The 25096-nt window shown below is 63.5% G+C and carries 24 protein-coding genes and 1 tRNA gene; 6 read left to right on the forward strand and 19 right to left on the reverse strand.

Annotation, left to right across the window (positions count from 1 at the left end; translation table 11 throughout):
• Window positions 1–13 precede the first annotated feature (13 nt).
• The 9 genes from VJR90_11545 to VJR90_11585 form a co-directional block, all read right to left on the reverse strand.
• Entirely contained in the window at window positions 14–976 is a 963-nt protein-coding gene (locus tag VJR90_11545; GenBank protein HKV98105.1) for a RodZ domain-containing protein, read from the reverse strand.
• Window positions 957–1742 (reverse strand): type IV pilus biogenesis/stability protein PilW, encoded by a 786-nt coding sequence (gene pilW, locus VJR90_11550; protein HKV98106.1) that lies wholly within the window; start codon window positions 1740–1742, stop codon window positions 957–959. The genes VJR90_11545 and pilW overlap by 20 nt, the downstream gene beginning before the upstream one ends.
• Entirely contained in the window at window positions 1739–3109 is a 1371-nt protein-coding gene (rlmN, locus tag VJR90_11555) for a 23S rRNA (adenine(2503)-C(2))-methyltransferase RlmN (protein HKV98107.1), read from the reverse strand. The genes pilW and rlmN overlap by 4 nt, the downstream gene beginning before the upstream one ends.
• Window positions 3110–3115: 6 nt before the next feature.
• On the reverse strand, window positions 3116–3547 hold the full coding sequence (gene ndk, locus VJR90_11560) for a nucleoside-diphosphate kinase (protein ID HKV98108.1): 432 nt from the start codon (window positions 3545–3547) through the stop codon (window positions 3116–3118).
• A gap of 147 nt (window positions 3548–3694) precedes the next feature.
• Window positions 3695–4015: an iron-sulfur cluster assembly accessory protein gene (locus VJR90_11565; protein ID HKV98109.1), complete on the reverse strand. Its 321-nt coding sequence runs from the start codon at window positions 4013–4015 to the stop codon at window positions 3695–3697.
• A gap of 2 nt (window positions 4016–4017) precedes the next feature.
• Window positions 4018–4443, reverse strand: coding sequence for an iron-sulfur cluster assembly scaffold protein (locus tag VJR90_11570; protein ID HKV98110.1), 426 nt, complete (start codon window positions 4441–4443; stop codon window positions 4018–4020).
• A 3-nt stretch (window positions 4444–4446) separates the two neighbouring features.
• Window positions 4447–5613, reverse strand: a complete 1167-nt coding sequence (locus tag VJR90_11575; GenBank protein HKV98111.1) for an IscS subfamily cysteine desulfurase — start codon at window positions 5611–5613, stop codon at window positions 4447–4449.
• 20 nt (window positions 5614–5633) lie between these two features.
• Window positions 5634–6776, reverse strand: coding sequence for a cysteine desulfurase family protein (locus VJR90_11580; protein ID HKV98112.1), 1143 nt, complete (start codon window positions 6774–6776; stop codon window positions 5634–5636).
• Window positions 6777–6808: 32 nt separating this feature from the next.
• A complete protein-coding gene (locus VJR90_11585) occupies window positions 6809–7525 on the reverse strand; it encodes an RNA methyltransferase (protein ID HKV98113.1) in 717 nt (238 codons plus the stop codon).
• A gap of 255 nt (window positions 7526–7780) precedes the next feature.
• Here VJR90_11585 and VJR90_11590 point away from each other — a divergent pair, with 255 nt between their 5' ends.
• On the forward strand, window positions 7781–8572 hold the full coding sequence (locus VJR90_11590; protein ID HKV98114.1) for an inositol monophosphatase family protein: 792 nt from the start codon (window positions 7781–7783) through the stop codon (window positions 8570–8572).
• A 64-nt stretch (window positions 8573–8636) separates the two neighbouring features.
• Here VJR90_11590 and VJR90_11595 read toward each other — a convergent pair whose 3' ends face one another.
• From VJR90_11595 to VJR90_11635, 9 genes are all read right to left on the reverse strand, one after another.
• Window positions 8637–8825, reverse strand: a complete 189-nt coding sequence (locus VJR90_11595; protein ID HKV98115.1) for a hypothetical protein — start codon at window positions 8823–8825, stop codon at window positions 8637–8639.
• A 910-nt stretch (window positions 8826–9735) separates the two neighbouring features.
• Window positions 9736–10671 (reverse strand): protein translocase subunit SecF, encoded by a 936-nt coding sequence (secF, locus tag VJR90_11600; GenBank protein HKV98116.1) that lies wholly within the window; start codon window positions 10669–10671, stop codon window positions 9736–9738.
• A gap of 9 nt (window positions 10672–10680) precedes the next feature.
• Entirely contained in the window at window positions 10681–12528 is a 1848-nt protein-coding gene (gene secD / locus VJR90_11605) for a protein translocase subunit SecD (protein ID HKV98117.1), read from the reverse strand.
• Between the two features lie 18 nt (window positions 12529–12546).
• Window positions 12547–12882, reverse strand: coding sequence for a preprotein translocase subunit YajC (gene yajC / locus VJR90_11610; GenBank protein ID HKV98118.1), 336 nt, complete (start codon window positions 12880–12882; stop codon window positions 12547–12549).
• 82 nt (window positions 12883–12964) lie between these two features.
• On the reverse strand, window positions 12965–14080 hold the full coding sequence (gene tgt, locus VJR90_11615; protein ID HKV98119.1) for a tRNA guanosine(34) transglycosylase Tgt: 1116 nt from the start codon (window positions 14078–14080) through the stop codon (window positions 12965–12967).
• 662 nt (window positions 14081–14742) lie between these two features.
• Window positions 14743–15789: a tRNA preQ1(34) S-adenosylmethionine ribosyltransferase-isomerase QueA gene (gene queA, locus VJR90_11620; protein HKV98120.1), complete on the reverse strand. Its 1047-nt coding sequence runs from the start codon at window positions 15787–15789 to the stop codon at window positions 14743–14745.
• Window positions 15790–15846: 57 nt separating this feature from the next.
• Window positions 15847–17004 (reverse strand): PDZ domain-containing protein, encoded by a 1158-nt coding sequence (locus VJR90_11625; GenBank protein HKV98121.1) that lies wholly within the window; start codon window positions 17002–17004, stop codon window positions 15847–15849.
• 19 nt (window positions 17005–17023) lie between these two features.
• Complete coding sequence (locus VJR90_11630) at window positions 17024–17656, reverse strand: hypothetical protein (GenBank protein ID HKV98122.1); 633 nt, start codon at window positions 17654–17656, stop codon at window positions 17024–17026.
• Window positions 17632–18207: a sigma-70 family RNA polymerase sigma factor gene (locus VJR90_11635; protein HKV98123.1), complete on the reverse strand. Its 576-nt coding sequence runs from the start codon at window positions 18205–18207 to the stop codon at window positions 17632–17634. The genes VJR90_11630 and VJR90_11635 overlap by 25 nt, the downstream gene beginning before the upstream one ends.
• A gap of 117 nt (window positions 18208–18324) precedes the next feature.
• On the opposite strand from VJR90_11635, the gene VJR90_11640 reads away from it, so the two are divergent.
• From VJR90_11640 to glgP, 5 genes are all read left to right on the forward strand, one after another.
• Window positions 18325–18412 (forward strand) — tRNA-Leu (locus VJR90_11640).
• A gap of 417 nt (window positions 18413–18829) precedes the next feature.
• Window positions 18830–19045, forward strand: a complete 216-nt coding sequence (locus tag VJR90_11645) for a type II toxin-antitoxin system HicB family antitoxin (GenBank protein ID HKV98124.1) — start codon at window positions 18830–18832, stop codon at window positions 19043–19045.
• Between the two features lie 32 nt (window positions 19046–19077).
• On the forward strand, window positions 19078–19254 hold the full coding sequence (locus tag VJR90_11650; protein ID HKV98125.1) for a type II toxin-antitoxin system HicA family toxin: 177 nt from the start codon (window positions 19078–19080) through the stop codon (window positions 19252–19254).
• Between the two features lie 281 nt (window positions 19255–19535).
• The gene (locus VJR90_11655) at window positions 19536–20933 is read left to right on the forward strand and encodes an MFS transporter (GenBank protein HKV98126.1); all 1398 of its coding nucleotides are present in this window, start codon (window positions 19536–19538) and stop codon (window positions 20931–20933) included.
• Window positions 20934–21170: 237 nt separating this feature from the next.
• Complete coding sequence (gene glgP, locus VJR90_11660) at window positions 21171–23717, forward strand: alpha-glucan family phosphorylase (GenBank protein ID HKV98127.1); 2547 nt, start codon at window positions 21171–21173, stop codon at window positions 23715–23717.
• Window positions 23718–23721: 4 nt separating this feature from the next.
• Here glgP and malQ read toward each other — a convergent pair whose 3' ends face one another.
• Entirely contained in the window at window positions 23722–25095 is a 1374-nt protein-coding gene (gene malQ, locus VJR90_11665) for a 4-alpha-glucanotransferase (GenBank protein ID HKV98128.1), read from the reverse strand.
• Between the last annotated feature and the right edge of the window lies 1 nt (window position 25096).

A 25096-nucleotide genomic window follows, 5' to 3' on the forward strand; every position in this document is an offset into this window, starting at 1 on the left:
AACGCATGCGCGGTCAGCCGCCGGGCTTGCCGGTACCCGCGCCACTCCCGAGAGTGAAGCGCGCGGTATTGGTGTTCGGCTGGATAAATGGATCCTGGTTGAACGCCTTGCCGTCGAATTCAATGCTGACACCCGGAGCATTGCCGAGAAACACCTGCAGAGGACCCAAGCCGCTGATCTCGATGTTGTCGCCGGCAGGCACCAGGCTGTAGTACAGGCGTTTGCCGGCCGCATCATACACCTCGATCCAGGAAGCCTCATGCACGCTGAACTTTACGTGCGCCAGCATCGCGGGCGCCACTCCCGGCTCGGTCAACGAAACGTTGCCCGCCGCGCGTTCGCCGACCGCGGATTTCAGCGGCGCCCGTTGCACGCGTGCGCTACCCGCCGCGTTCACGTTCTGCCCGGCGGGACGGACGATTTCACTCTCGCGCGATGCTGTGCTGCGCGCTTCCTCAGCGGCGGCGCTCGGCCGCAGCGCAGGCACGCTGGCCGTGGAGCCGGCGCCCGGCGACAACTGCACACTGGCCGGCGTGGCGCTCTGTGCGACGGCAGGCAGCGCGGGGTTCGGCGCTTGATGCCGCCACCACACCACTGCCAGCACCACCAGCACCACGATCACCGCGATGGAGGAAGCCGGCAGGCCGACGCCGCGCCACATCCTGCCCATGTGATCGGTGCGCTGGGTAACCAGCGGAGGCGGCGCCAGTCTGCCTGAGGCCTGATCGTATTTGGCCAGAACCTCGTCGGGCGGCAGACCCAGCAGACGCGCGTAATTGCGCAGGTGTCCGTGCACGAAAATCGGCGCACCGAGCGCAGCGTAATCGTCCGCTTCCAGTCGCTGGAGGATCTCGTCGCCCACGTGCATTTCCTGGGCGGCCTTGTGCAGCGTGAGGTGCCGCGCCTCACGCGCGGTGCGCAATTCTTCGCCGAGACTGCCGCCGCCGGCAGGCCGGTCAGCCGGATCCTGTGCCATTGAGATCACTCTGAGTGAGCTGCTGCGCTTCGGGAGATTCGGGGAATTGCCTGATCAGTTGCCTGGCGTACTTGACGGCGGCCTGCTGGTTGCCGAGGGCGCGCTCCGTGCGCGCGCCGAGCAGCAACACTTCCGGCCGCGGCCTGGGGGAAGCCGAAGTGAAACGTTCGATGAAAGCGCGCGCCTCCAGATAGTGTTTCTGCTCGTAACTCATGCGCGCCATCTGGTAGAGCGCGTCAGGAAAATTCGGATTGATGGCCAGCGCGCGGCGAAAATACTGTGCAGCTGCGGCCTGGTCGGGAATCTTGTTGGCGCACACGCCGGCGTTGGTATAGGCCGCCTCCGGCGTGGGATACAGCGGATTCTCCGCGGCCTTGAGGAAATACTGTTCGGATTCCTGCGGCTTGCCGTGCTGGCACAGGAACACCGCGTAGTTGTTCTGGGTTTGCGGATTATCCGGCGCCTTGCGCAAGGCGGTGCGGAAATTCTCGTCCGCGCGTTGCGTGTCGCCGGTGCTGTTGTACAACAGCCCGAGCGCCATGTAGGCATTGGCATTGTCGGAATCCTGCTTGAGTGCCAGCTGCAGCTTCTCCATCGCCAGATCGCGCCGGCCCTGCTGCAGATAGGCAACCCCCAGCTCCACGTTGAATTGTGAGGCCTGCTGCAATGACACCTTGTCGCCCGGCGCCGAGGACGAACTGACGCACGCCGCCAGCAATCCAGCCGCAAGCAACACCGCAACTCCGCCTGCAATCCGTATATTCATGCCAGCGCCTCCATTGAGCTTGGCCGCCGTTCGGCACGGCGAATCCGGTCCTGCACCTGCCCGGCCAGCTGGCCGCAGGCGGCATCAATATCCTCGCCGCGCGTACGGCGCGTGATGGTGACGATGCCTTGACGCCACAGGTACTCGCCGAAGCGGTCAATCACCGCCTGCGGCGAGCGCCGGTAGTTCGTTCCGGGGAAAGAATTGAACGGAATCAGATTGACCTTGCAGGGAATGTCGCGCACCAGCGCCGCCAGTGCGCGCGCCTGCTCCGGGTTGTCATTGACGCCTTCCAGCATCACGTATTCGAAGGTGACGTGTACATGGCTGCGATCCTTGTTGGCCACGTAGCGCCGGCACGCGGCCATGAGCTCGGCAAGCGGGTGCACCTGGTTGATGGGCACGAGTTCATCGCGTAAGGCATCGTCGGGCGCATGCAGCGACACCGCCAATGCCACGTCGCAGTCGCGCGCGAGCTTGTCGAGATTTGGCACCAGACCCGACGTGCTCACGGTCACGCGCCGCTTGGACAGGCCGTAGCCGAAGTCGTCCAGCAGGATGCGCAACACCGGCAGCACGTTGCGGTAATTCGCCAGCGGCTCGCCCATGCCCATGAACACCACGTTGGTGATCGGACGCTCCGCGCCGAGCGCGCGCTGTGCGACCAGCACCTGCGCGATGATTTCCGCGCTCGTGAGGTTGCGGTTGAATCCCTGTTTGCCGGTGGCGCAGAAGCTGCAGTTCATGGCGCAGCCGACCTGCGAAGAGATGCACAAGGTACCGCGGTAGCGACCCGAGGCGTTGGCCGAGGGGCCCCCTTTGGGGGATCGGCCCGCCGGTGGGGCGCATGCGGCCGCAGTCGCAGGAGTTGCGAGTGCAGCCAGTTCAATTTCCGCTATTGCTTCATCGCCAACAGCGCGGTCGCGACCCGAGGCGCTGGCCGAGGAGCCCCTTTCAGGGGATCGGACCGCCGGTGGGTCGCTTGCGACCGCAGTCGCGGCATCCGGGAAATCAGTCGGCGCAACATCCGCTATTGCATCATCATTGCTCGTGCGGTCGCCTTCGGGGATGAAGACAGTTTCAATGCTGTTGAACGCGTCCACGCCCAGCAGCCACTTGCGCGTGCCGTCCGCGGAAAGCTGGTCGGCAAACACCGGCGGCAGACTAATTGCGGCACACTCCTTGAGGCGGGTGCGCAACGACTTGCCGAGGTCGGTCATGGCCTCGAAATCGGCGACGCCGCGCTGGTACATCCACTGCATCACCTGGCGCGCGTGAAACGGCTTGGCGCCCAATGCAGAGAAAAACTTTTCCAGCTCCGGACGTTCCAGCCCGAGCAGATTGGTTTTGGATGGGGTGGCCGCCATGTGTCCTCAGCGAGTCCGCGGACAGAGATCCAGATCGGCAAAAAAGAAGCTGATTTCATGGCGCGCGGTTTCCGCCCCATCGGAACCGTGCACCACGTTTTCATCTACGCTGCGGGCAAAGTCGCGTCGAATGGTGCCGGGCACGGCCTTCTGGGGATCGGTGGCCCCCATGACCTCGCGATGCTTGAGGATGGCGTTCTCGCCTTCCAGCACCTGCACCATCACCGGCCCGGAAATCATGAATTCCACCAGCGGCTTGAAGAACGGTCGCGCGCGGTGCACCGCATAGAAAGCCTCGGCCTGGGTGCGGCTCAGATGCAGCATGCGCGCCGCGACGATGCGCAGCCCGGCCTTTTCGAAGCGGGTGTAGATTTCACCGATGATGTTCTTGGCCACGCCATCCGGCTTGACGATGGACAGGGTGCGCTCGATAGCCACAAACACGACTCCAGACGGGGGGTGAGAGGATGCCGACCGCGCCCGAACTGCGCTGCGAAAATCCGGCACGTTCAAGCGCGTAAGTTTACCGGCTGCGGACCGGTTCAGGCAACGAAAAGGCGGGGTAAATCGCTGAAAAACCGGGGGTTAAACCGTGAAGCTCTCGCCGCAGCCGCAGGCATCCTTGACGTTGGGGTTGTCGAACTGGAACGACTCGTTCAGCCCCTTGCGGATGAAATCCACGCACGTGCCGTCGAGCAGCGGCAGGTTCTCGCGGCTCACCAGCACCTTCACGCCGTGCTGCTCGAACACGACATCTTCGGGACCGGCGGTGTCGGCGTAGTCCACCACGTAGGCAAAACCCGAGCAGCCGGTTTTCTTCACCCCCAGGCGCAGGCCGAAACCGCCGCGCTTCTCGAGGTAGCTTTGCACCCGGCGGGCGGCGGAATCGGTCAAAGTAATGGCCATGTTCAAGCCTGTATTTGCGGAACCGACAGCGGTATTACCGACGCACCATTGTAGCGCCCCACGGCATTGCGCACAGCGTCTTCCACGGTAACGGCCGCAGCGCGCTTCTCCGCCGGCAGGCCAAGCTGCTCCGCCAACGTCACCACGCTGAAGCCCGCAGCTTCGGCCGGTGTGCCGCCCTTGAGCGCTTCGCTGGTGAGCGAGCACAACGCGATCGTCGCAGGACAGCCGTACACGCGATAGCGGCAATCGCTGATCCTGCCTTCGGCTGTGAGTTGCAACTGGAACTCCACTTCCCGGCCGTGACGGCGCTGGCCAGCGCTGCCCGCGAGAATCCGTTCATCGCCGGCTGCAAACCGTCCGGCATTGCGCGGCGTGCGGAAATGCGCCCGCACCGCGTCGCTGTAGGAGGCAAATGGATCTGGCATGGCTCAACCGGCCGCGGGCGCGAGTTCCCGCAGGCGATGGTATTCCTCACTCACGATGTGCGCGGCCGTCTGCACTTCTTCGCTGGTAGTGAAGCGCCCGACGCTGAAGCGGATGCTGCTGCCGGCAAGCTGGTCATCGCGGCCCAGTGCGCGCAGCACGAACGAGGGTACCTTGTCGGCCGAGGTGCAGGCCGAACCGCTGGACACCGCGAGGCCATGACAGGCGAACAGCAGACTTTCGCCCTCGATGTCGGGGAAGCCCACGTTGAGGATGCCGCACACTCGCTGGTTCGGATGCCCGTTCAACAATGCTTCCGGCACCGCGGCATGCAGTGCCTGCCACAATTGCTGACGCAGCGCGCTGCAATGCGCTACATCCTTCTGCATTTCTTCGCGCGCGATGCGATAGGCCTCGCCCATGCCCACGATCTGGTGCGTGGCCAGCGTGCCGGAACGCAAACCGTGTTCATGTCCGCCGCCGTGGATCAGCGGATCGAGATTGATGTGCGGCTGGCTGCGTACATACAGCGCGCCGATGCCCTTCGGCCCGTAAACCTTGTGTCCCGAAAACGACATCAGGTCCACCGGCATTTGCTTGAGGTCGATGGGCAGCTTGCCGGCACTCTGCGCCGCATCCACGTGAAACCAGACGCCATGCGCACGCGCGATGGCACCGATAGCGGCGATGTCATTTGCCGTGCCGATTTCATTGTTGACGTGCATGATCGAGACTAGCACGGTATCCGGGCGCAGAGCCTGAGCCACCGCCTGCGGCTCGATCAGCCCGTCGGCATTCGGCTTTATATAAGTGACTTCAAAACCGTCGCGCTCCAGCTGTTTGCAGGTGTCCAGCACCGCCTTGTGTTCGATCCGCGAAGTCACCATGTGCCGGCCCTTGTCGCGATAGAAATGCGCCGCGCCCTTGATCGCCAGATTGTCGGACTCGGTGGCGCCGGACGTAAAAATGATTTCGCCGGGCTCGGCGTTCACCAGCACCGCCACCTGCACGCGCGCCTGCTCAACCGCGCCGCGCGCCTTGCGGCCGGGAGCGTGGGCCGAAGCGGGATTGGCAAACAGGCCCTCGCAGGTCAGAAAGCCGGCCATTTTCTGCGCCACGCGCGCATCCACCGGCGTGGTGGCCGCGTAATCGAGATATATGGTTTTTTCGATCATGTTTCCCCCAAAGTAGTTCACGCCAGCGCTACGGCCCCGCGGCGTCGGGCCGTGATCGCGCCAAGCGCCGCCAGCAGCGCGTCAATGTCGTCTGCACTGTTCTCCGCGCCCAGGCTCACGCGCACCGCACCGCGCGCTGCGATCTCATTGCAGCCCATGGCGAGCAGCACATGGCTGGGGCGGCCGCTGGCGCTATGACAGGCGGACCCGCTTGAGACTGCGAAGCCGCGCCGGTCCAGTTCCATCACCAGCCATTCGCCGACGTAACCCTCGATGCCGAATTGCACGGTATTCGGCAGGCGCTCCGCGTGTGCGGCGAAAATCCGCACGCCGGGTAGTCGATTCAATCCCGCTTCCAGCTGTTCGCGCAGCGTTTGCATTTGCCGGATGCGCGCGTCCAATTCCTGGCGCGCCAGCTCCGCCGCCGCACCGAAGCCGACGATGCCAGCGAGGTCCTCGGTGCCGCCGCGCAATCCCTGTTCCTGGCCGCCGCCGGTTATCTGCGGAGCAAGATCCACGCGCCGGTTGCGGATCAGCGCGCCCACGCCGCGCGGGCCGTTCAACTTGTGCGCCGAGAGCACCATCAGGTCAGCTCCCAGCGCCGCAAAATCCACCGCCATCTTGCCGGCCGCCTGAATTGCATCGGTGTGCAACAGCGCAGCGCGGGCGTGCGCGAATCCGGCCGCGGCATGCACGTCCTGAATTGCGCCGGTCTCGTTGTTGGCCAGCATGACGGACACCAGACGTGTGCCGCCTTCGAGCGCTTTTTCGAGGGCGCGCAGATCCAGGCGGCACTCGTTGTCCACCGGAATGCGCTCCACCTGCCAGCCCTGCTTGGCCAGCGTGTCGGCCGTTTCCTGAATCGCCGCGTGCTCAATCGCGCTCACCAGCAGGCACCCGCGCGGTGTGCCATGGCATACACCGCGCAGCGCGAGATTGTCGGCCTCGGTGCCGCCGCCGGTGAAAACCACCTGCGGCGGCTCGGCATTGACCAGCGCCGCCACCTGGGCACGCGCCCGGTCCAGTGCCACGCGCGCATCGCGCCCGAAGCGGTGCACGCTCGCGGGATTACCGTGCGTACCACGCAACAGCGGCAGCATGGCGTCCAGCACGCGCGGATCAAGCGGTGTGGTGGCGTTATGGTCGAGAAAAATGCTCATGATTCAGCGGCCATTATACCTGCCCCCGACATTCACCCGCGCTTCGCGTGCTGCAGCGCGGTGAGCAAACCGCGCAGGATGTTGATTTCGGTCCGGTCGGGCTGTGCGCGATTGTACAGATGACGCAGCCGGCGCATGAGTTGCTTGGGTTGCTGCGGATCGAGAAAGCCGCTTGCGATCGCGGCGGACTCCAGATGCGTGTACAGGCCCTCCATCTCCTCGGCGCTAGCGGGCGATGCCGTGTCATCCGTGGTCGCCGGCGCACTTCCGCGCGCCAGCAGCAGTTCATAGGCCAGGATCTGCACCGCCGCGGCCAGATTGAGCGAACTGTATTCGGGGTTCGCGGGAATGTGCACCAGGAAATGGCAACGCTCAAGTTCCTCGTTCGTCAGGCCGGTGCGCTCGCGGCCGAACAGCAGCGCAACGTCGGTGTCGGGTGGGGTTTCGCATAACTTGGCCGCGCACGCGCGCGGAGTGATCGCCGGCGGACCGAGGTCACGCCGCCGCGCACTCGTGCCCGCGACCAGCGCGCAGCCCTGCAGCGCGTCGTCCAGCGTATCCACCACGCGCGCCTGGCGCAAAACATCGAGCGCACCTGAAGCGCGCGCGTTGGCTTCGGCATCCGGAAAGCGTGTAGGACGCACCAGCACCAGCGCATCCAGGCACATGGTTTTCATGGCACGCGCTGCGGCGCCGATGTTGCCCGGATGGCTGGGTTCCACCAGTACGATACGGATATGACGCGGCATGTTTATGGAGAGGCGTGTGGGCTTCTGTTATTCTACGCGCCCTGCCGCGCCCGCGCGGCCCGCGGCGAGATGGATCATCGCTCGTCGCAGTGCCTGCATAACACTTGTGTGGATGATTGCACGAAGCGATTTGATGCGCTCGCCGGCGTCCCACCGGCGGGCCGATCCCCCAAATTAAGCAGGGGGCCCCTCGGCCTGCGCCTCGGGCCGCTTCTTAACCAGAATCCGGCCGCTGTGCCGCCTGCGGAGTTTGTCATGCATCCCTTGTTGAACATCGCGGTCACCGCCGCGCGTAAAGCCGGTGACATCATCGTGCGCCATCTCGGCCGCGTGGACCGGCTGGTCGTCAAGGCCAAGGAACACAACGACTTCGTCAGCCAAGTGGACAGACTGGCCGAAGACGAAATTATCTACACCATCCGCAAGGCCCATCCGGATCACGCGATTCTCGCCGAGGAAAGCGGCACGCACTCCGGCAACAGCGAATTCCAGTGGATCATTGATCCGCTCGACGGTACCACCAATTTCCTGCATGGCTTTCCGGTATTCTCGGTCTCCGTTGCGGTCAAACACCGCGGCCGGCTGGAACACGCCGTGGTGTACGATCCCATGCGCCAGGAACTGTTCACCGCCAGCCGCGGCGGCGGTGCGCAGCTCGACGACAAGCGCATCCGCGTAAGTCAGCAGAAAACCCTCGAAGGTGCGCTCATCGGCACCGGTTTTCCCTTCCGTGAAAACCAGAATCTCGAACTGTATATGCGCATGTTCGAAGTCATGGCGCGCCAGACCGCGGGCCTGCGCCGTGCCGGCTCGGCCGCGCAGGACCTCGCCTACGTCGCCGCCGGCCGCCTCGATGGATTCTGGGAAATGGACCTGAAACCCTGGGATATCGCTGCCGGCGTCTTGTTAATTCAGGAAGCTGGCGGGCTGGTGGGCCATTTCGACGGCACCCTGGGCGTGCCGGAAGACGGCGACATCCTGGTCGGCGGAGAAAAACTCTTCAAGGCAATGGCGGAAGAATTCAAACAGTTACTGACTACTCGCTAGCGACAAGATCCGAAAATCCCGTCTGGACATCCAGCGAAAAGCGGCATTACCGGGAGCTCTGCCTTCAAGTACCGCTGCGACGGATCAATTTGGCATCCGCTGTTTTGGAATTGATCACGTCTGCAATATCCAGCCGGATGGCCTCAAGGGTATCGGCAATCAACTCCAGCGCCACGACTTTGCGCATCTCCATATGCAGGTCATTGCGCTTTGACGCTCTGGCTGCGGCAATTTGTTCGGGTTTAATGTCCATACTGCGATCCTCCTCATGACTGTTCGAGGCTACGCCGCAGCCAGCCACAGCTGACTTGACTAAAAGATGGAGACAAGTTGCAGCACGGTGAATGCGGCTTCCAGTTATTAGAGGCACGGCAGACCAGCAAGTTCCAAATTTTCAATGTGTGCACGAAATTGACTGGAGCTCCTAGTGATTTTTTGTCGATCTATGCGGCCACAAAGAGGAAGAGGCTAGCCATTTCTGATCAGATATCAATTGCGCACGGGTTAATTTGTCGATCTTGTAAATACCCCTTGGATGCCGCCGAGCACTGGACTGAGCGAGGGCGAGATGCGAAGCATCGAGCGGGCATGCCAGGGATGGCGTGCCCAGTTTCCAAGCGAAGCAGGAGCGGAGCGCAGGAAAGAGGCCGTGCGCAGCACGGGCGAAGCCAGGATGGCGAGATTTCGCAGCGGCACAGGGATGTGCCGTCTGCGAAGCCCCGAGCGAGGGGTGAGGCGGAAGAAAGCGAAGCACTGCTTCGCTCCGCCGAACGCTGGGCTGCTTGCAGCCCGGCCGGCAGCACGCACAGGGCAGCCCGAAGGGTCGGCATCCGGGGGCGTCCTTTCTTTTCGCCTATTTTATTTGGACGAGCAAAGAAAATAGGCTCGTCGTGCGGGGGCGAAACCCCGCTTTCTATTCACGCGGCGAAGCCGCACAAAAAGTGAAGGCGCCGCCAGGGCGCCTTCCCATTCAAGATCTGGATTCCGGCATTCGCCGGAATGACGCAAGCCCACTTACCTTAACCGCTCCCCCAAGAGAAAGGACGCCAAGAAAGCCCCCTCACCCTAACCTCTCCCACAAGGGAGAGAGCGGACAATGGGTATTTCAAAAACAGAAAAGGCGCCAACAGCGCCTTTTGTATTTTTGGAATACAAAACCTTGCTTACGGCATGTCATCCACGTGTTTTTCTTCCTTAACCCTGACCATCAGATCCTTCTTGCTCACACCCAATACCAGCGCGATGGCGCTCGCGATGTAGATCGAGGAATAGGTACCGACGATGATGCCGACCAGCAGCGCCACGGAGAAACCGTGCAGCACCGGGCCGCCGAGGATCAGCAGCGCGATCACCACCAGCAGCGTGGTGCCCGAGGTGATGATGGTACGCGACAGCGTCTGGTTGACGGCGAGGTTGATGATCTCGATGGGCGTGCCCTTGCGCATGATGCGGAAGTCCTCGCGGATGCGGTCGAAGACCACCACGGTATCGTTCACCGAATAGCCCATGACGGCGAGCACCGCGGCCAGCACGTTCAGATCGAATTCCAGATGAAACACCGAGAAAAACCCCACCACGAACACCACGTCGTGCAGCGTGGCGAGCACGCCGCCGACGGCGAGCCGCCATTCGAACCGGAAGATGATGTAAAGCAGGATACCGACGAGCGTGAGGACGAACGCCAGCGTGCCCTTGGTGGCCAGATCGCGTCCCACTTCGGGGCCGACGAAGTTCACCTGCTCCAGACGCACCTGCGGTACGTCCTTCTGCAGCAGCGCCATGACCGCGTTGCCGGTGTCCTTGCCGGATACGCCCTTCTTGGGTTGCAGGCGGATCAGAACCTCGCGCGGCGTGCCGTAGCTCTGCGCGATGGCGTCCTTGTAGCCGGCCGCGGAGAGCGTGCCGCGGATCTGCTGCAGATTGGCGGTCTGCGGATAGCTGACCTGCACGGTGACGCCGCCGGTGAAATCCACCGCGAAATTCAGGCCGTGGATGGACAGCGACACCACCGCGATGATGAGCACGATGATGGAATACGCAAACGTGAACTTGCGCAGCCCCAGGAAGTTGATGTGCGGAACGTTGTGGAAAAATTCCATGGCGCGCCCCTACACCGGCAGCTTGCTGAGGTTGCGGCCGCCGTAAATCCAGTTGACGATGGAACGCGTGCCCATGATGGCGGTGAACAGCGAGGTGAGAATGCCGAGCGACAGGGTCACGGCAAAGCCCTTGACCGGACCGGCGCCGAACAGGAACAGCATGACCGCGGCGGTGAGCGTAGTGACGTGCGCGTCCACGATGGTGGCGAAGGCGCGCTTGTAACCGGCATGAATCGCGGCCTGCGGCGTGTTGCCCGCGCGCACCTCTTCACGGATGTGCTCGTTGATCAGCACGTTGGCGTCCACGCCCATGCCGAGCGTCAAGGCGATGCCGGCGATGCCGGGCAATGTCAGGGTTGCCTGAATCAGCGATAACAGTGCCACAGTCAGCACCAGATTCATGATCACCGCGAGGTCGGCGATCACGCCGAAAGTCTTGTAGTACAGGCCGATGAAGATCACCACCAGCAGGAAGCCCAGCAGCGCGGCATGGAAACCCTGGCGGATGTTTTCCTGACCGAGACTCGGGCCGACCGTGCGCTCCTGCACAATGTCCATGGGCGCCGCGAGCGAACCCGCACGCAGCAGCAAGGCCAGGTTCTGCGCTTCCTGCTGCTGCAGGCCGGTGATCTGGAAACGCCCGCTGAAGATGCCCTGGATGGTGGCCACGTTGATGACCGTGTAGGTCTTCTTGTGTACCGGCACGGTCTTGCCGTTGACAGTGGTGCTCTCGGTCTTGGTTTCGATGTACAGCACCGCCATGGGTTTGCCGAGGTTCTCGCGCGTCACATCGCCCATCTTGCTGGCGCCGGCGGAATTCAGCGACACGTTGACGTCCGGCAAACCATTCTGTTGATCAAAACCTGACGAGGCATCCACCAGCTGGTCGCCGGTGACGATCACGTCGCGCCGCAACAGCACCGGATTGCCGGCCTTGTCCTTGAACAGTTGATCGTCAAGTGGAACGTGGCCGGTCTGCTGCGCCAACATCGGATTGGCCGTCGGATCCACCAGCCGGAATTCGATAGTGGCGATAGCGCCGAGGATTTCCTTGGCGCGCGCGGTGTCCTGCACGCCGGGCAGTTCCACCACGATGCTGTTGCCGCCCTGCTGCTGCACCACCGGATCGGCCACACCCAACTGGTTCACGCGGTTGCGCAGCACGGTCATGTTCTGCTCGACCGCGGTCTGGCGCAGCGCCTGCAACTGCTTGGGATCAATGACCGCTACCAACGTGTTCGGCTGGCTGCCGGTGGTGACGGCGAGTTCCTGGAATTGGCTGCTCAGCAATTGTTTGGCACGCGTCACGTCGTCCGGCGTGCGCAACTGCATGTTGATGTTTTCCCCGGTAAGCGCCACGTCCTCATAGCGAATCAACTGTTGGCGCATGGTACTGCGGATGTCGGCGGCGTCACGCTGCAGCTTGGTCTGAATCGCGGCATTCAAATCCACCAGCATCTGAAAGTGCACGCCGCCTTGCAGGTCCAGGCCCTTGGCCATGGGTCTCAAACCCAGCACGCGCATCCATGCCGGTGTGCGCGGCGCCAGATTCAGGGCTACCGAGTACTGATTGCCCAGCGCCTTGGTAATCGTGTCCAGTGCCTGCAATTGGGTGTCGGGGGTATCGAAACGCACCAGCAGCCGGTTGTCGTCGAGCACCGCCGACGTGTACGGCAGCTTGGCCGCGTCCAGTGCCTGCTCCACTTGGGTGGTCGTGGCCTCGGTGACCGTTCCGTTGTTCTGCGAAACCTGCACCGCCGGATCGTCGCCGTAAAGATTCGGCAGCGCGATCAGGATGCCCGCCACGGTCACCAGAATGACAAGGATGTTTTTCCAGACTGGATAGCGGTTAAGCATGTGCGAATCGGCCGCAGTTTAGAAATTCTTGAGTGTGCCCTTGGGCATGACCGCGGTCACGGATTGGCGCTGGATGCGCAATTCCACGCCCTTGGCGACTTGCAGCGTCATGAACTGATCGCCGAGTTCCGTAACCCGCCCGAGCACTCCCCCGCTGGTTATCACCTCGTCACCCTTGCCGATGGCGGACAGCATCTTCTGATGGTCCTTCTGGCGCTTTTGCTGCGGTCGGATCAGGAAAAACCAGAAGAACGCGATCAGCACGACAAAGATGATGATGGTGATGTATTCGCCGCCACCCTGCTGCGGCGCCGGTGCGCCGGCGGCGTAGGCGTTTGATATGAAGAAGCTCATGGGCAATCCTGGATTCGGGTTTTGAAACAGCGGGTAAATCCGCCGGGCGGCCGCCCAGTGGGGTCCGCCGCGGCGGCGCGCATTATGGCATAGACACAGGGATTTGCTGCGCGTTGGCGAGGAAATCCACGGCAAATGCACCAAATCGCCCGGCATCAAGCGCCGCACGCATCTCGGCCATGAGCCACTGATAGTAATAAAGGTTGTGCAGGGTCATGAGGCGCGGCGCCAGAATCTCGCCGCACTTGTCCAGATGGCGCAGATACGCGCGGCTGTAGTGCCGACACGTATAGCAGCCGCAGCTTTCGTCAATGGGCCGGGTGTCCGCCTGGTGCTCGCTGTTGCGGATGCGCAGCACCCCGTGGCGCGTGAACAGATGGCCGTTGCGGGCGTTGCGCGTGGGCAGCACGCAATCGAACATGTCCATACCGCGGGCCACGGCCTTGACCAGATCCTCGGGCGTACCCACACCCATCAGATAGCGCGGCCGTTGGGCCGGCAGTTCCCCTGCTAACAGGTCCAGCACCGCGAGGCGTTCGGACTCGCTCTCGCCGACGGCCAGACCGCCGAGCGCATAGCCGTCGAAGCCGATGTCCTTCAGTTCCGCCAGCGAGGCGCGCCGCAGCTCCGGGAACACGCCGCCCTGCACAATGCCGAACAGCGCGGCCGGATGATCGCGGTGCGCCGTCTTGCAGCGGCGCGCCCAGCGCAACGAAAGCTCCATGGACTCACGGACCTCAGCCTCACTCGCCGGGTAGGGAGTGCACTCGTCGAACACCATGATGATGTCCGCATCCAACTCGTGCTGCACGCGGATGGAATCTTCGGGACTCAGGAACACCGTGTCGCCGTTCACCGGCGACTGGAAACTCACACCCTCCTCCGTGACCTTGCGCAACTCCGCCAAGCTAAATACCTGGAAACCGCCGGAGTCAGTAAGGATCGGCCCAGACCAGTGCATGAACTCGTGCAAACCGCCGTGGGCACGGACGATTTCCGTGCCTGGCCGCAGCATCAGATGAAAGGTGTTGCCGAGAATGATCTCCGCGCCCACCTCGCGCAGCTCCTCGGGTGTCATCGCCTTCACCGTGCCGTAGGTGCCCACCGGCATGAAGGCGGGGGTTTCGACCGTCCCGCGGTCAAACGTCATGCGCCCGCGGCGCGCGGCGCCGTCCGTGTGCAACAAGTCAAATTTCATTCGGAGAGTTTAAATTAGGCGGGGCTTTCGCGCCCCTACTACGAGGTACTTTCCTTGTACGAACAAGGAAAGTACCCAAAGGAAGTCGCCCCGGGGATTCCGCGCTTGTCTGAAACCGAATGGACGACCATTCGGTTTCAGCCGCGTGCCCTCGTTTCTCGCCCGGCTCGGGGCGGTGCAGACGGGCCACCTGGCCCGCTGCACCGGTTCGTCATCCTGACTTCACCCCGCCCAAAGGGCGGGCGCTCGAAGCTGCGCTTCTCGCCCTCACAGGGCTGCGAGACTCGGCGGACTCCACGGGTTTACGAAGAGCAAAAAGCGCCTGGTGCCGGTGTCTTGCTCTAAATACCCGTAGCGCGAGCCGAGCACTGGACTGAGCAAGGTTAGCCCGAAGGGGCACGAACAGGATGTTCGCGCTCCCGCCGTCAGGCCATGGATGGCCTGTCGGCGGGACTCCACAGCGAAGGAAGCGCACAGGGCAGTCGCGGTTTCCGCGACCCGCGCTCCGGGGGAATGGGTTTGGGCACTTTCGCCGAAACGAAAGTGCCCCGCCCGCGGGTGCGGGAACCCGCTCTTAAAAAATACATGCGGCCGTAGGCCGCTCGATATAAGACTGGATTTCGGCCTTCGCCGGAATGACGAGAAATAGTGCCACAGGCCGCTCAACTGCGCTCCGTCAGCGCCCCCGGCATGGGCGTCACAAACATCGCGTCGCCATAACTGAAAAACCGGTAGCGCTGTTCGACGGCATGGCGGTAGGCGGCCAGCACGTGTTCGCGGCCGGCAAAGGCGCTCACCAGCATCAGCAGCGTGGACTCGGGCAGGTGGAAGTTGGTGATGAGCGCATCCACTACCTGGAACCGGTAACCGGGATATATATAGAGTGAGGTCTCCCCGGTGAAAGGCTTGAGGACACCGACTGCGGCGGCGGCTTCAAGGCTCCGCACCGCCGTAGTCCCCACGGCCACCACTCGTCCGCCGCGCCGGCGGGTCTCCGCAACTGCATCGCACACCGCTTGCGACACAAACGCCTGTTCGCTGTGCATGTGGTGCTGAAGAACGTCCTCCTCGCGCACCGGCTGGAATGTACCGGCACCCACGTGCAGCGTCACGAACTCGCGCCGCACGCCGCTGTCTGCAATTTTGCCCAGCAGCGCCTGATCGAAATGCAGGCCCGCGGTGGGCGCGGCCACCGCGCCCGGAACGCGCGCGTACACCGTCTGGTAACGCGCACGGTCCTCGGCGCCGTCGTCATGCCGGATGTAGGGCGGTAGCGGCACATGACCGTGCTGATACAGGAATTCTGGCAGCGTGACTTCCGAAAACTCCACCCGGAAGAACTCTCCGTCGCAGCCAACGACCCGAGCATCGGTCGCGTCCTCAATACGCACTTGCATGCCGATGCGCAGCGGCTTGCTGGATCGCGCCTGCGCGAGCGCGGTGTGCGCATCCAGGATGCGCTCGATCAGCAGTTCCAGCTTGCCGCCGCCGGGTTTGCGGCCGAAGAGCCGGGCCGGAATCACCCGCGTGTCGTTGAACACCAGCAGGTCTTCGGGCCGCAGCAGCTTCGGCAGCTCGCGGAACATGTGGTCGGTGTACTGACCGCTCGCCCCGTCCAGCACCAGCAGCCGGCTGGCGGTACGCTCCGCCAACGGGTGCTGCGCGATCAGCTCGGGAGGAAGTTCGTAATGAAAATCTTGCCGCCGCATAGGCGGCACAGCGTAGCAAACCCGGAGATTTCGTTCCCGATCCGGCCGGTGTACGGTTTAGCGCAAGTAAAAATGCATCGGCCGATAGACGCCGATCTGGCCCGGGGCTTTGGGTGCGATAACGTCGAGCGTCAACGGTTTGCCCTTGCGCAGGATGCCCAGCTTGAGCGGCTCTCCGGGTGCGTAGGAGTAGAGAATACGCATGGCTTCCGCAGGGGTGGCAGGCGTGCGATCGCCGATCTTCAGAATCACATCGCCATCCTTGAGCTTGAGCGCTGCATCGCGCGGCGCACGCACCACCAGCAAACCCTTGTCGGTGCCGAAATACTGGCCAAGGCCGGGGGTGAGTTGCGTCAGTTGCATGTCGCCCCACGCGCCCCACACGCCCGGCGGGAACAGCGCACGCAGATTCTCCGGCTGCAGGGGTGGAACCGGGGGCACCGGCGGGACCGGGGGCACGGGCGGCGGCGAAGGCACGGCAAAAGCAAAACTGTAATCGGACAATTTGCCGGCCTTCAGGCTAACGCTGTGCGCCTTGCCATTGCGCATGAAGCCGAGCTTGAGTGCGTCGCCGGGTTTAACCTTGTCCATGAAATCCATGAGTTCATCGGCCGCGGATTGCTTGGCACCCGCGCGCAACGCCGTGCCATTGATTACGGTGAGGGTGTCGCCGGCCTGCAGACCGGCCTGGTCGGCCGGCCCGCCGGGTGTGACGGCGAGCACGCGCACGCCCCGGGCGTCTTTCGCATCGCGATTCTCCGCGATGCTGACCCCCAGGACCGCGCGATTAGGATCAAACATGCGCGACATGCGCGACATCATCGGCCCCTGCATCTGCAGGCTCAACTGCGCCATGCGTTGCGCCGCCTGCTCCATCTCGTGGCGCGCCTGCTGCATCTGCTTTTCCAACTGCTGCTGGCCGAGTTCCGCGGATTGCTGGTTTTGCTCGGCCATCCGTTGATCGTGCTCCGCCATGCGCTGATCCTGTTCCAGCCATTGCAGATCCTGATCGATGACCGACTGGTTATGCGGTAACGCCTGCTGATCCCGTCTGAGTTTCTCCTGATCCTGCTGCAGCTTCTGCTGGTCGCGCTGTCGCTGCGCCGCCTGCGTAGGTGCGGCCGTTTGCGCTTGCGGTGCAGCGCTCGTCTGCGCATACACGGAGAAAGCCGGGGCGAATGCCAGCGCACAACCAATGGTTAACAGGATTTTCATGGAACACCTCGATATGAGTTCATTGATTCCAGGTCACCGCCGAGGCCTGTGCGTAGCGCACCGCCACCAGCGACTGCATCAAATCCACGCGTTGCTGCCAGAGTTGCGTCAACTGCCCTCCGGTCTGCGGCCGGGCTGCCGTGCTGTTGATCGCGTAATCCACCAGCGCGATGCGGTCTTCGAGCGCGGCCACGGTGGCGGCGCTGCCGACATTCACGATGCTCGGATGGCGGTCCGCATTCATGAACTGCACCGCGTTTTCGAGATAGCGCGACTGCGCCTGAAGTTGCGCCAGACGTGCCGCATCCACAACGGCGCCGGCAGTCACCGCGGCGCTGCGGTTCTCCGCGGGCCACGGATGCCAGGCCACCAGGACCACTGCCGCGGCCAGTGAGGCCGCGAGGCCGATCCCGGCCACCGGCAACCAGCGTGCCCGGTTTGTGCCGGCAGGCTGGTCGAGACGTTCAGCTACCCGAGCCCAGCCGTTTTCCGGCGCCTCAAACGCCGGCAGTGTGCGCAAGCGTTGCCGCCAGTCCGACAAGCGCAGCAGCGCCTGCCCGCACTCGGCACAGCCACGCACGTGCGCCACCGCTTCGGCGGCGAGCGGTTGGCCGTCGCGCAGCGCAATCAGTTGTTCAGCACTGGCGTGCATAGCTTTGCATCCGTCTCCAGGTCGGCCCAGCGCCGCATGCGCGCATAGGCGCGCGCGAGCTGGGATTTCGAAAAACTCGGTGTGGCGCGCATGCACTGGGCGATCTCGTCGTGGGTGTAGCCTTCGACGTCATGCAGCCATACCACCGCGCGCGCGGCCTGCGGCAATTCTTCCAGCGCGCGTTCCATATCCAGCACGTCCTGCCAGCGGCCGCTGTCGTCCTGGCGCAGCGCTTCGGCTTCCTGCGGCATCGCCGCGCGGTAGCGCAGCCAGGGCGAGCGCAACTGCATGAGACAGCGGTTCACCGCGATGCGCCGGATCCACATGCCCACCGGCGCCTCGCCGCGGAAGGCCGGCAGACCGCGCATCACTTCCACGAACGTATCCTGCATTGCATCCTCGGCCAGTTCGGGCTTTACCAGCAGCCGGCTGGCGAGCGTGTACACCGCCGTGGCGAATTGCTCATAAAGGCGCGCTTGGGCGGCGCGCTCACCGGCGCAGGCACGCGCCAGGATTCCGGCCTCCACCGCCTGATTAAACGAGCCGCTCATGGATACTAGGATGCGCGGGCGGGCCAATAAGTCGCAACTCATGCAGAAAAATGTTCCGGCCCCGGGAAGATTTCCCTATACTGTGCGCCTTTGCGCGGCCCGTGCCGCGCGCCCCTGGCCCGGATGGCGGAACTGGTAGACGCGCGGGACTCAAAATCCCGTATCCCTTAAAGATGTGTGGGTTCGACTCCCTCTCCGGGCACCAATTGATCATATCGACGCCGCGTACGACCAAGCCCTCCCTGGCACGCCAGCCAGCCCGCACTTCCTGTGCGGGCGCTCGAAGCTTCGCTTCTCGCCCCTGGCGCGAAGTCCAGCCCCGACATCCATGTCGGGGCGTTCGGGCCGATGCGAGCGGTGCTCGCATCAAAACACGGCCCTCACCCTCTCCGGGCACCAAATAAACTAAACGCGTCATGCTCACTGAACCATCCTTGGTAGGCTGACCTGCCGCCGCTTCCCTGCGGCGGCGCTCGGGCGGAAGCAACCTGTGTTTGCGCAGAACCTCGTGCTCACCCTTATTCTGGCGCCATTTACGGGAAGTTGCTGTTATGTACCAGGATTCCCGCTTTCATCACGCCCTGGGGTAAGCGATAATCCGCTAACTGCAGAGGACAGAGACATGTTTCAAATAGATTTCGAACGCGAAACCGATGGCCGCTGGCTGGCGGAGATTCCACCGCTGCCCGGCGTGATGGCTTATGGGAGCGACCGCGACGAGGCCCGCCGCAAAGCGGAAGCTTTGGCCTTGCACGTTCTAGCGGAACGGCTGGAACACGGTGAACGTCTGCCGCAGGCTGCCGATGAAACGGTTGCGAAGCTCTTTGCAACGGCATGAGCGTATAGCCGGCCACGCGGGCTAACCAGGTATTGGCCGCCTTGCTGCGTATCGGTTGGCAGATCAAACGGCAGCGTGGTTCTCATCGCACGCTCAAACGCGAGGGCTGGCCGGATTACGTTTTCCCATTTCACAACCGCGACGAAATCGGACCACGCATGTTGGCGAGAATCTCAAAGCACACCGGCCTGAAACCCGAACACCTCTGAACCAAATCACCAATCTCGACGCAGACGCCCGAGCAAGCATTGCGGCCTGGAGTACGCCGTTTTCGCTTCTGGTTCTCGTTTGGCAGCTTAAGGGGAATTCTTATGCTATCCGGGGCCCACATCCCTGATGCACCCGCGTAAAGCTCCGCTTCCCGCCCATGTCGGGGCGTTCGGGCCGATGCGAGCGGTGCCCGCATGAAAGTACGGCGGTAGCGCAACAGCTTATCGGCGCCTTATGATGCCGCACCGCACGTGCCCGCGTGCGCACTGGTCGAAAGCCCATGAACAACACCAATAAATCATCGGGCATGGATGCAACGCTGCCCTCCTCCGGCGTGATGACCGCAGCGCAAGTGCTTGCGCGCCAGGACCGCATCCCCGTATGGACGCTACCGCGCTGGTATCTGGTGGTCATCGGCATCGGATATTTTTTCACCTTCTTCGACATCGCCGACATCGGCTATGCGATGCCGGCCATCGCGGAGCAGTTCGAACTCACCGGTTCGGAAACGCTGTTCGTCGCGCTCGCGCTTGGCCTGGTCGGCTACGTGATCGGTTCGATCGTGATCGGCGCAATTGCCGATCGCGTGGGCCGCTACCGCACGCTGATTGTGACGCTCACGATCACCGCCATCGGCTCGTTCCTGGATGCCACCGCGACCGGCATCGTGACGCTCTCCATCTGGCGCTTCGTGACCGGCATCGGCGTGGGCGCCGATCTGAATCTCGTGTCCACCTACATCGGCGAGCTGGCGCCGGCAAGCAAGCGCGGTCGCATTTCCACACTCACGTTTCTCGTCGGCATCCTCGGCCAGGCGGTGACGCCGTTCGTGGCGCTTGCGCTGGTGCCGAATTTCAGTTTCGGCTGGCGGCTCATGTTCATCATCGGCGGCCTGATCGCATCCATCGGCGTGATTGCGCGCGCTCAATTGCCGGAATCCCCGCGCTGGCTGGCGCTGCACGGGCGCGTGGCCGAGGCCGACGCGGTGGTGCGCCGCATGGAAGCCGGCGCTGCCGCGAAAGGCATTACGCTTCCCGAGCCGCGCCTCACGGAAGTGTCCGACACGCGCCACGCCTTCCCGTTCCGCGCGCTGTTCGCTCCGCCCTACGGCTCACGGCTCGCGCTGCTCGCCGCGATGTGGTTCTTCTGGTACATCGGCAACTACGGATTTCTGGGTGACGCCGCGTCGCTCATCGCGGCGCACGGCTTCGCGGTCGGGAGTTCCATCCTGTTCCTCGGCGTCGGCGCCATCGGCTACCCGGTGGGCGCGCTCATCATGGCGTTCATCGCCGACCGCGTGGAGCGGCGCCTGCTGATCTTCGGCTCCACCATCGTGTGGCTGATCGGCATGCTGCTGATCGGCACCAAAGCCGGCGAGGTGGTGTTGATTGTCGGCTCGTTTGTGGCCTCGCTCGCGCTCGGCCTGTATCTGCAGGTGGCCTACACCTACACCGCGGAACTCTTCCCGACGCGCGCACGCGCGAGCGGCTTCTCGCTCTCCGACGGCATCGGCCACTGCGGCGGCGCGGTGGGCGCACTGCTGTTGCCAACGGCGGTGGGCGCGCTGTCGTTTTTCACCGGATTCCTCGGCATCGGCGTGACCGGCCTGATCGCCGGATTGATCGCGCTCGCCGGTCCGCGCACCAGCGGAAGGCGGCTCGAAGAGGTTTCGCACTGAGCTGCGTCGGTCGCGGAACTGAGGCGCACGGTCTCTGCGGATGACGCAGACTTGAATACACGCAGCGCAAGTTTCATAATTGTCGTGGTCATTGGATTGTTCCGGCATTCACCACACTGGGTATCCGCCTTCTTTTATCAGTCTCACGATTAACTCTGCTCAAATTGCTCGCCACATCCTCAAACAAGCTCACCGGCGCGGCCCGCAACCGTTCCCTAAAGGTCCCCGGGCCAGGCTGTGCCTGAAAACCGCCACACGATCGAAGTCATCCCCGCCCTGCCAGCCCCACTGGCGCGTCTCGCGGACCTGGCCGAAAACCTCATGTTCAGCTGGGACCGCCGCATCCGCGACCTGTTCTATTTCATGGATGCCGAGCTGTGGGACAGTTGCAACCACAACCCCAAGGTATTCCTGCGGCGCCTGTCGCAGGTACGCCTCGACCAACTGGCCCGTGACCCGGCGTTCCTGCACCAGTACGCCGAGGTGCTGGCACGCTTTGACCGCTACCTGAAACAAAAAGGTGACTTCCCCGACGCCGAAGTACGGCCCATGGACCAGCAAACCGTGGCGTACTTCTGCATGGAGTATGGCTTGCACGAGAGTCTGCCTTTGTATTCCGGGGGGCTCGGCGTGCTGGCCGGCGACTACTGCAAGGCGGCCAGCGATTCCGGCCTGCCGTTCGTTGCCATCGGCTTGATGTATCGGCTCGGCTATTTCACCCAGACCATCAACGCCGCCGGTGAGCAGCAGGCGCATTACCATCCGGTTCCCATTGAAGACCTGCCGGTGCGGCCGGCACTGGATGCCGCCGGCTCCCAAATCAAGGTGCAGGTCGCGATCGCGGACCGGCGCGTGGCGCTGCTGGTGTGGGAACTGGCGATCGGCAACGTGCGCCTGTTCCTGCTCGACTCGGACCTGCCGGAAAACACCGCGCAGGACCGGTCCATCACCTACCAGCTGTATGGCGGTGACGCCAGTACGCGCATCACGCAGGAAATCGTGCTCGGCATCGGCGGAGTGCGGGCGCTGGGCGCTCTCAACATCCATCCGGCGGTTTGGCATATCAACGAGGGACACGCGGCATTTTCGGTGCTGGAGCGCTGTCGCGAGCACTTGCAGTCCGCCGGCCTGGATTTCGCCACGGCACTCGAGCTCACGGCTTCCGCCACGCTGTTCACCACGCACACGCCGGTAGCCGCGGGGCATGACGTGTTCAATCGCGAGTTGATGCTGACGCATTTCAAGGCTTACGCCGGTGAACTGCGCATTTCCTTCGACGAACTCATGGCCCTGGGTGCTACACCCTCCCGCCCGGACAACTTCAACATGACCGCGTTGGCACTACGTGGCTCGCGCTGGCACAACGGCGTAAGCCGCGTGCATCGCAAGGTGGCCGCACACATGGAGGGTCATGTCTGGCCGCAGGTGCCACCGCAAGACAATCCCATGGATTACGTCACCAACGGCGTGCATGCGCGCACCTTTCTGGCGCGCCGCTGGGCATCATTTTTCGATGAACAACACCCCGACTGGCGCGAACACATCGCCGATGCCGAATACTGGCAACAGGTGTTGGCTAAAATCCCCGATGCGCGCTTCTGGAAACTGCGCCAGACGCTCAAACGCGAACTGCTGGCGAGTGCCCGCGGGATCCTGCAACGTCAGTTGCAGCGCAACAGCGTGGGCCGCCTGCGCGCCGAGCAGATGCTGGAGGGCCTGGATGACAGCCGCGTGGACGCCCTGGTGATCGGTTTCGCACGCCGCTTCGCCACCTACAAGCGCGCACTGCTCCTGTTCCACGACCCACAGCGCCTGGCCAAGCTGCTGAACAACCGCGAACAGCCGGTCATCGTGCTGTTCTCCGGCAAGGCACACCCGCAGGACCAGCCCGGGCAGCAGATTATCCGGGAAATCAACCGTTACACGCAGCAGCCGGAATTCGCGGGCAAAGTGTTTTTCCTCGAAGGCCACGATATCGCGCTCGAGCGCAAGCTGGTCACGGGCGTGGACCTGTGGCTCAACACTCCCGCGTACCAGCAGGAAGCCAGCGGTACCTCCGGCCAGAAGGTCGCCATCAACGGCGGCATCAACCTGAGCATGCTGGACGGCTGGTGGGAAGAAGGCTACGACGGCGCCAACGGCTGGGCCATCCCGATGCACGACCCGGCGCTCGACGCGGAGCAGCGCAACCGCGTGGAAGCCGAGGATCTGCTCGATCTGCTGGAACAGGAAGTGCTGCCGCTGTATTTCCGGCGCGACGCCGACGGCTTGCCGACCAAATGGATCAAGATTTCCAAACACTCGATGGAAAGCGTGCTGCCGCATTACAGCATGCGGCGAATGCTGCTGGACTACCTGCAGCGCTTTTACCTGCCGGCCTTGCGCCACGGACGCAAGCTCGCGGACCAGAACGCCAATGCGGCGCGCACACTCGCCGCCTGGAAACAAACGATTCGCGCTCGCTGGCCGCAGGTGAACGCACACTGGCAGCAGCCGCCACCGGCGCGGCTGCATCTGGGCGAACACCTGACCCTGTCGGTCATGGCAAACCTGGGCGAGCTCACTACCGCCGACGTGTACATGGACTGCCGCGTGGAAAATTCCGACAACGGCAGCGCATCAACACTCGCCTTCACGCCGACGGCCACTGAAGGGCAAGCCACGCTCTACACGCTGGAGCTGACACCCGAGACCAGCGGGCTGATGCATCTCTCCGTGCGCCTGTATCCGACGCATCCGCTGCTTGTGCATCGTTTCGAAATGGGCTGCCTGCTGGCGTTATAGGCCTTCAGTCACTGCGGCTGTAACGGCCGGCCAGTTCCCTGAGGTGCGACTGCAATTCCGTATTCAGGGCGTACGGCGCACACCGCCACGCCCAGTTCCCCTCGACCCGGCCCGGCGTGTTCATGCGCGCCTCTGATCCCAGAGCCAGACAATCCTGCAGTGGCAGCATGGCGAGCGCGCACACCGAGGCCATGGCCGCATGCACCAGGGGCCAGGGCATGGGCTCCGTGGGGCACCCCAACTCGTTGAGCACGCGTTCGCGAACGCCGGTGTTGAGCGCCCGCCACCAGCCAAGCGTAGTGTCGGTATCGTGCGTGCCGGTGTATACCACATCCCTGGCCGCGTGATTTTTCGGCAGATGTGGATTGTGCGCGCCGTCCGAAAACGCAAACTGCAGCACACGCATGCCCGGCAGGCCGAACTCGGCACGCAACCGCTCGACGGCGGGAGTGATATTGCCAAGGTTTTCGGCCACCAGTTGCAACGGCGCCAGTTCGCGTTGCAGCGCCGTGAACAGCGCCCGGCCAGGCACCTCCATCCACGCGCCCTCGGCGGCGGATTGCGCTTGCACGGGAATACACCAGCTTGCCTCGAAGCCGCGGAAATGATCGAGACGCAGAATGTCGAAGAGCGAGGCCTGCATCGCCAGCCGCGCGCGCCACCAGCGGAATCCGTCCTGCGCGAGCGGATCCCAGCGGTATTCGGGACAACCCCAGTTCTGTCCGTGCGCGGCAAAGTCATCCGGCGGAGCTCCGGCCATTTGCGTCAACCGCCCGCTGGCGTCCACGGAAAAAAATTCTCGCCGGCTCCAGACATCCGCGCTGTCGTGCGCCACGAACATCGGCAAATCGCCGAACAGGTACACGCCGGCACGCTGCGCATAGTGCCGCAACTGCCGCCAGGCGCTGAAGAACGCGTATTGCGCCCGACAGGTTCTCTCCATGGCGCGCCGGCAACGTACGCGCGCCTGCACAAGCGCGTTGGGCTCCCGGTCGCGCGAAGCCCGCGGCCAGAGATACCAAGGTTGTCCGCCTTGCTCCTCCCGCAACGCGCAATACAGCGCATAGTCATCGAGCCAATGAGCCTGCGCGGAGCGGAATTCCTCGTACTCCGCATGCGGCGGAGACTGCGTGTATCCGTCCGGCAGCAATGCCGTGTTGCCGGCAAATACGGAGCTTGCTTGATAAGGTGACCCCGATGCATTCACCGGATTGAGCGGCAGCACCTGCCAGACACGGCAACCCGCTGCGGCCAGAAAATCCACGAACCGGTATGCCTCGGTTCCCAGGCGGCCATGCGCTCCCGGACCCGGAAGCGAGGTGATATGCGCCGTGATTCCGAAACGGCGGCGACCAAGAATGGGCGGGAGCGGTGCCATG

This window comes from Gammaproteobacteria bacterium, assembly GCA_035279405.1.
Lineage (GTDB): Bacteria > Pseudomonadota > Gammaproteobacteria > Natronospirales > REEB76 > REEB76.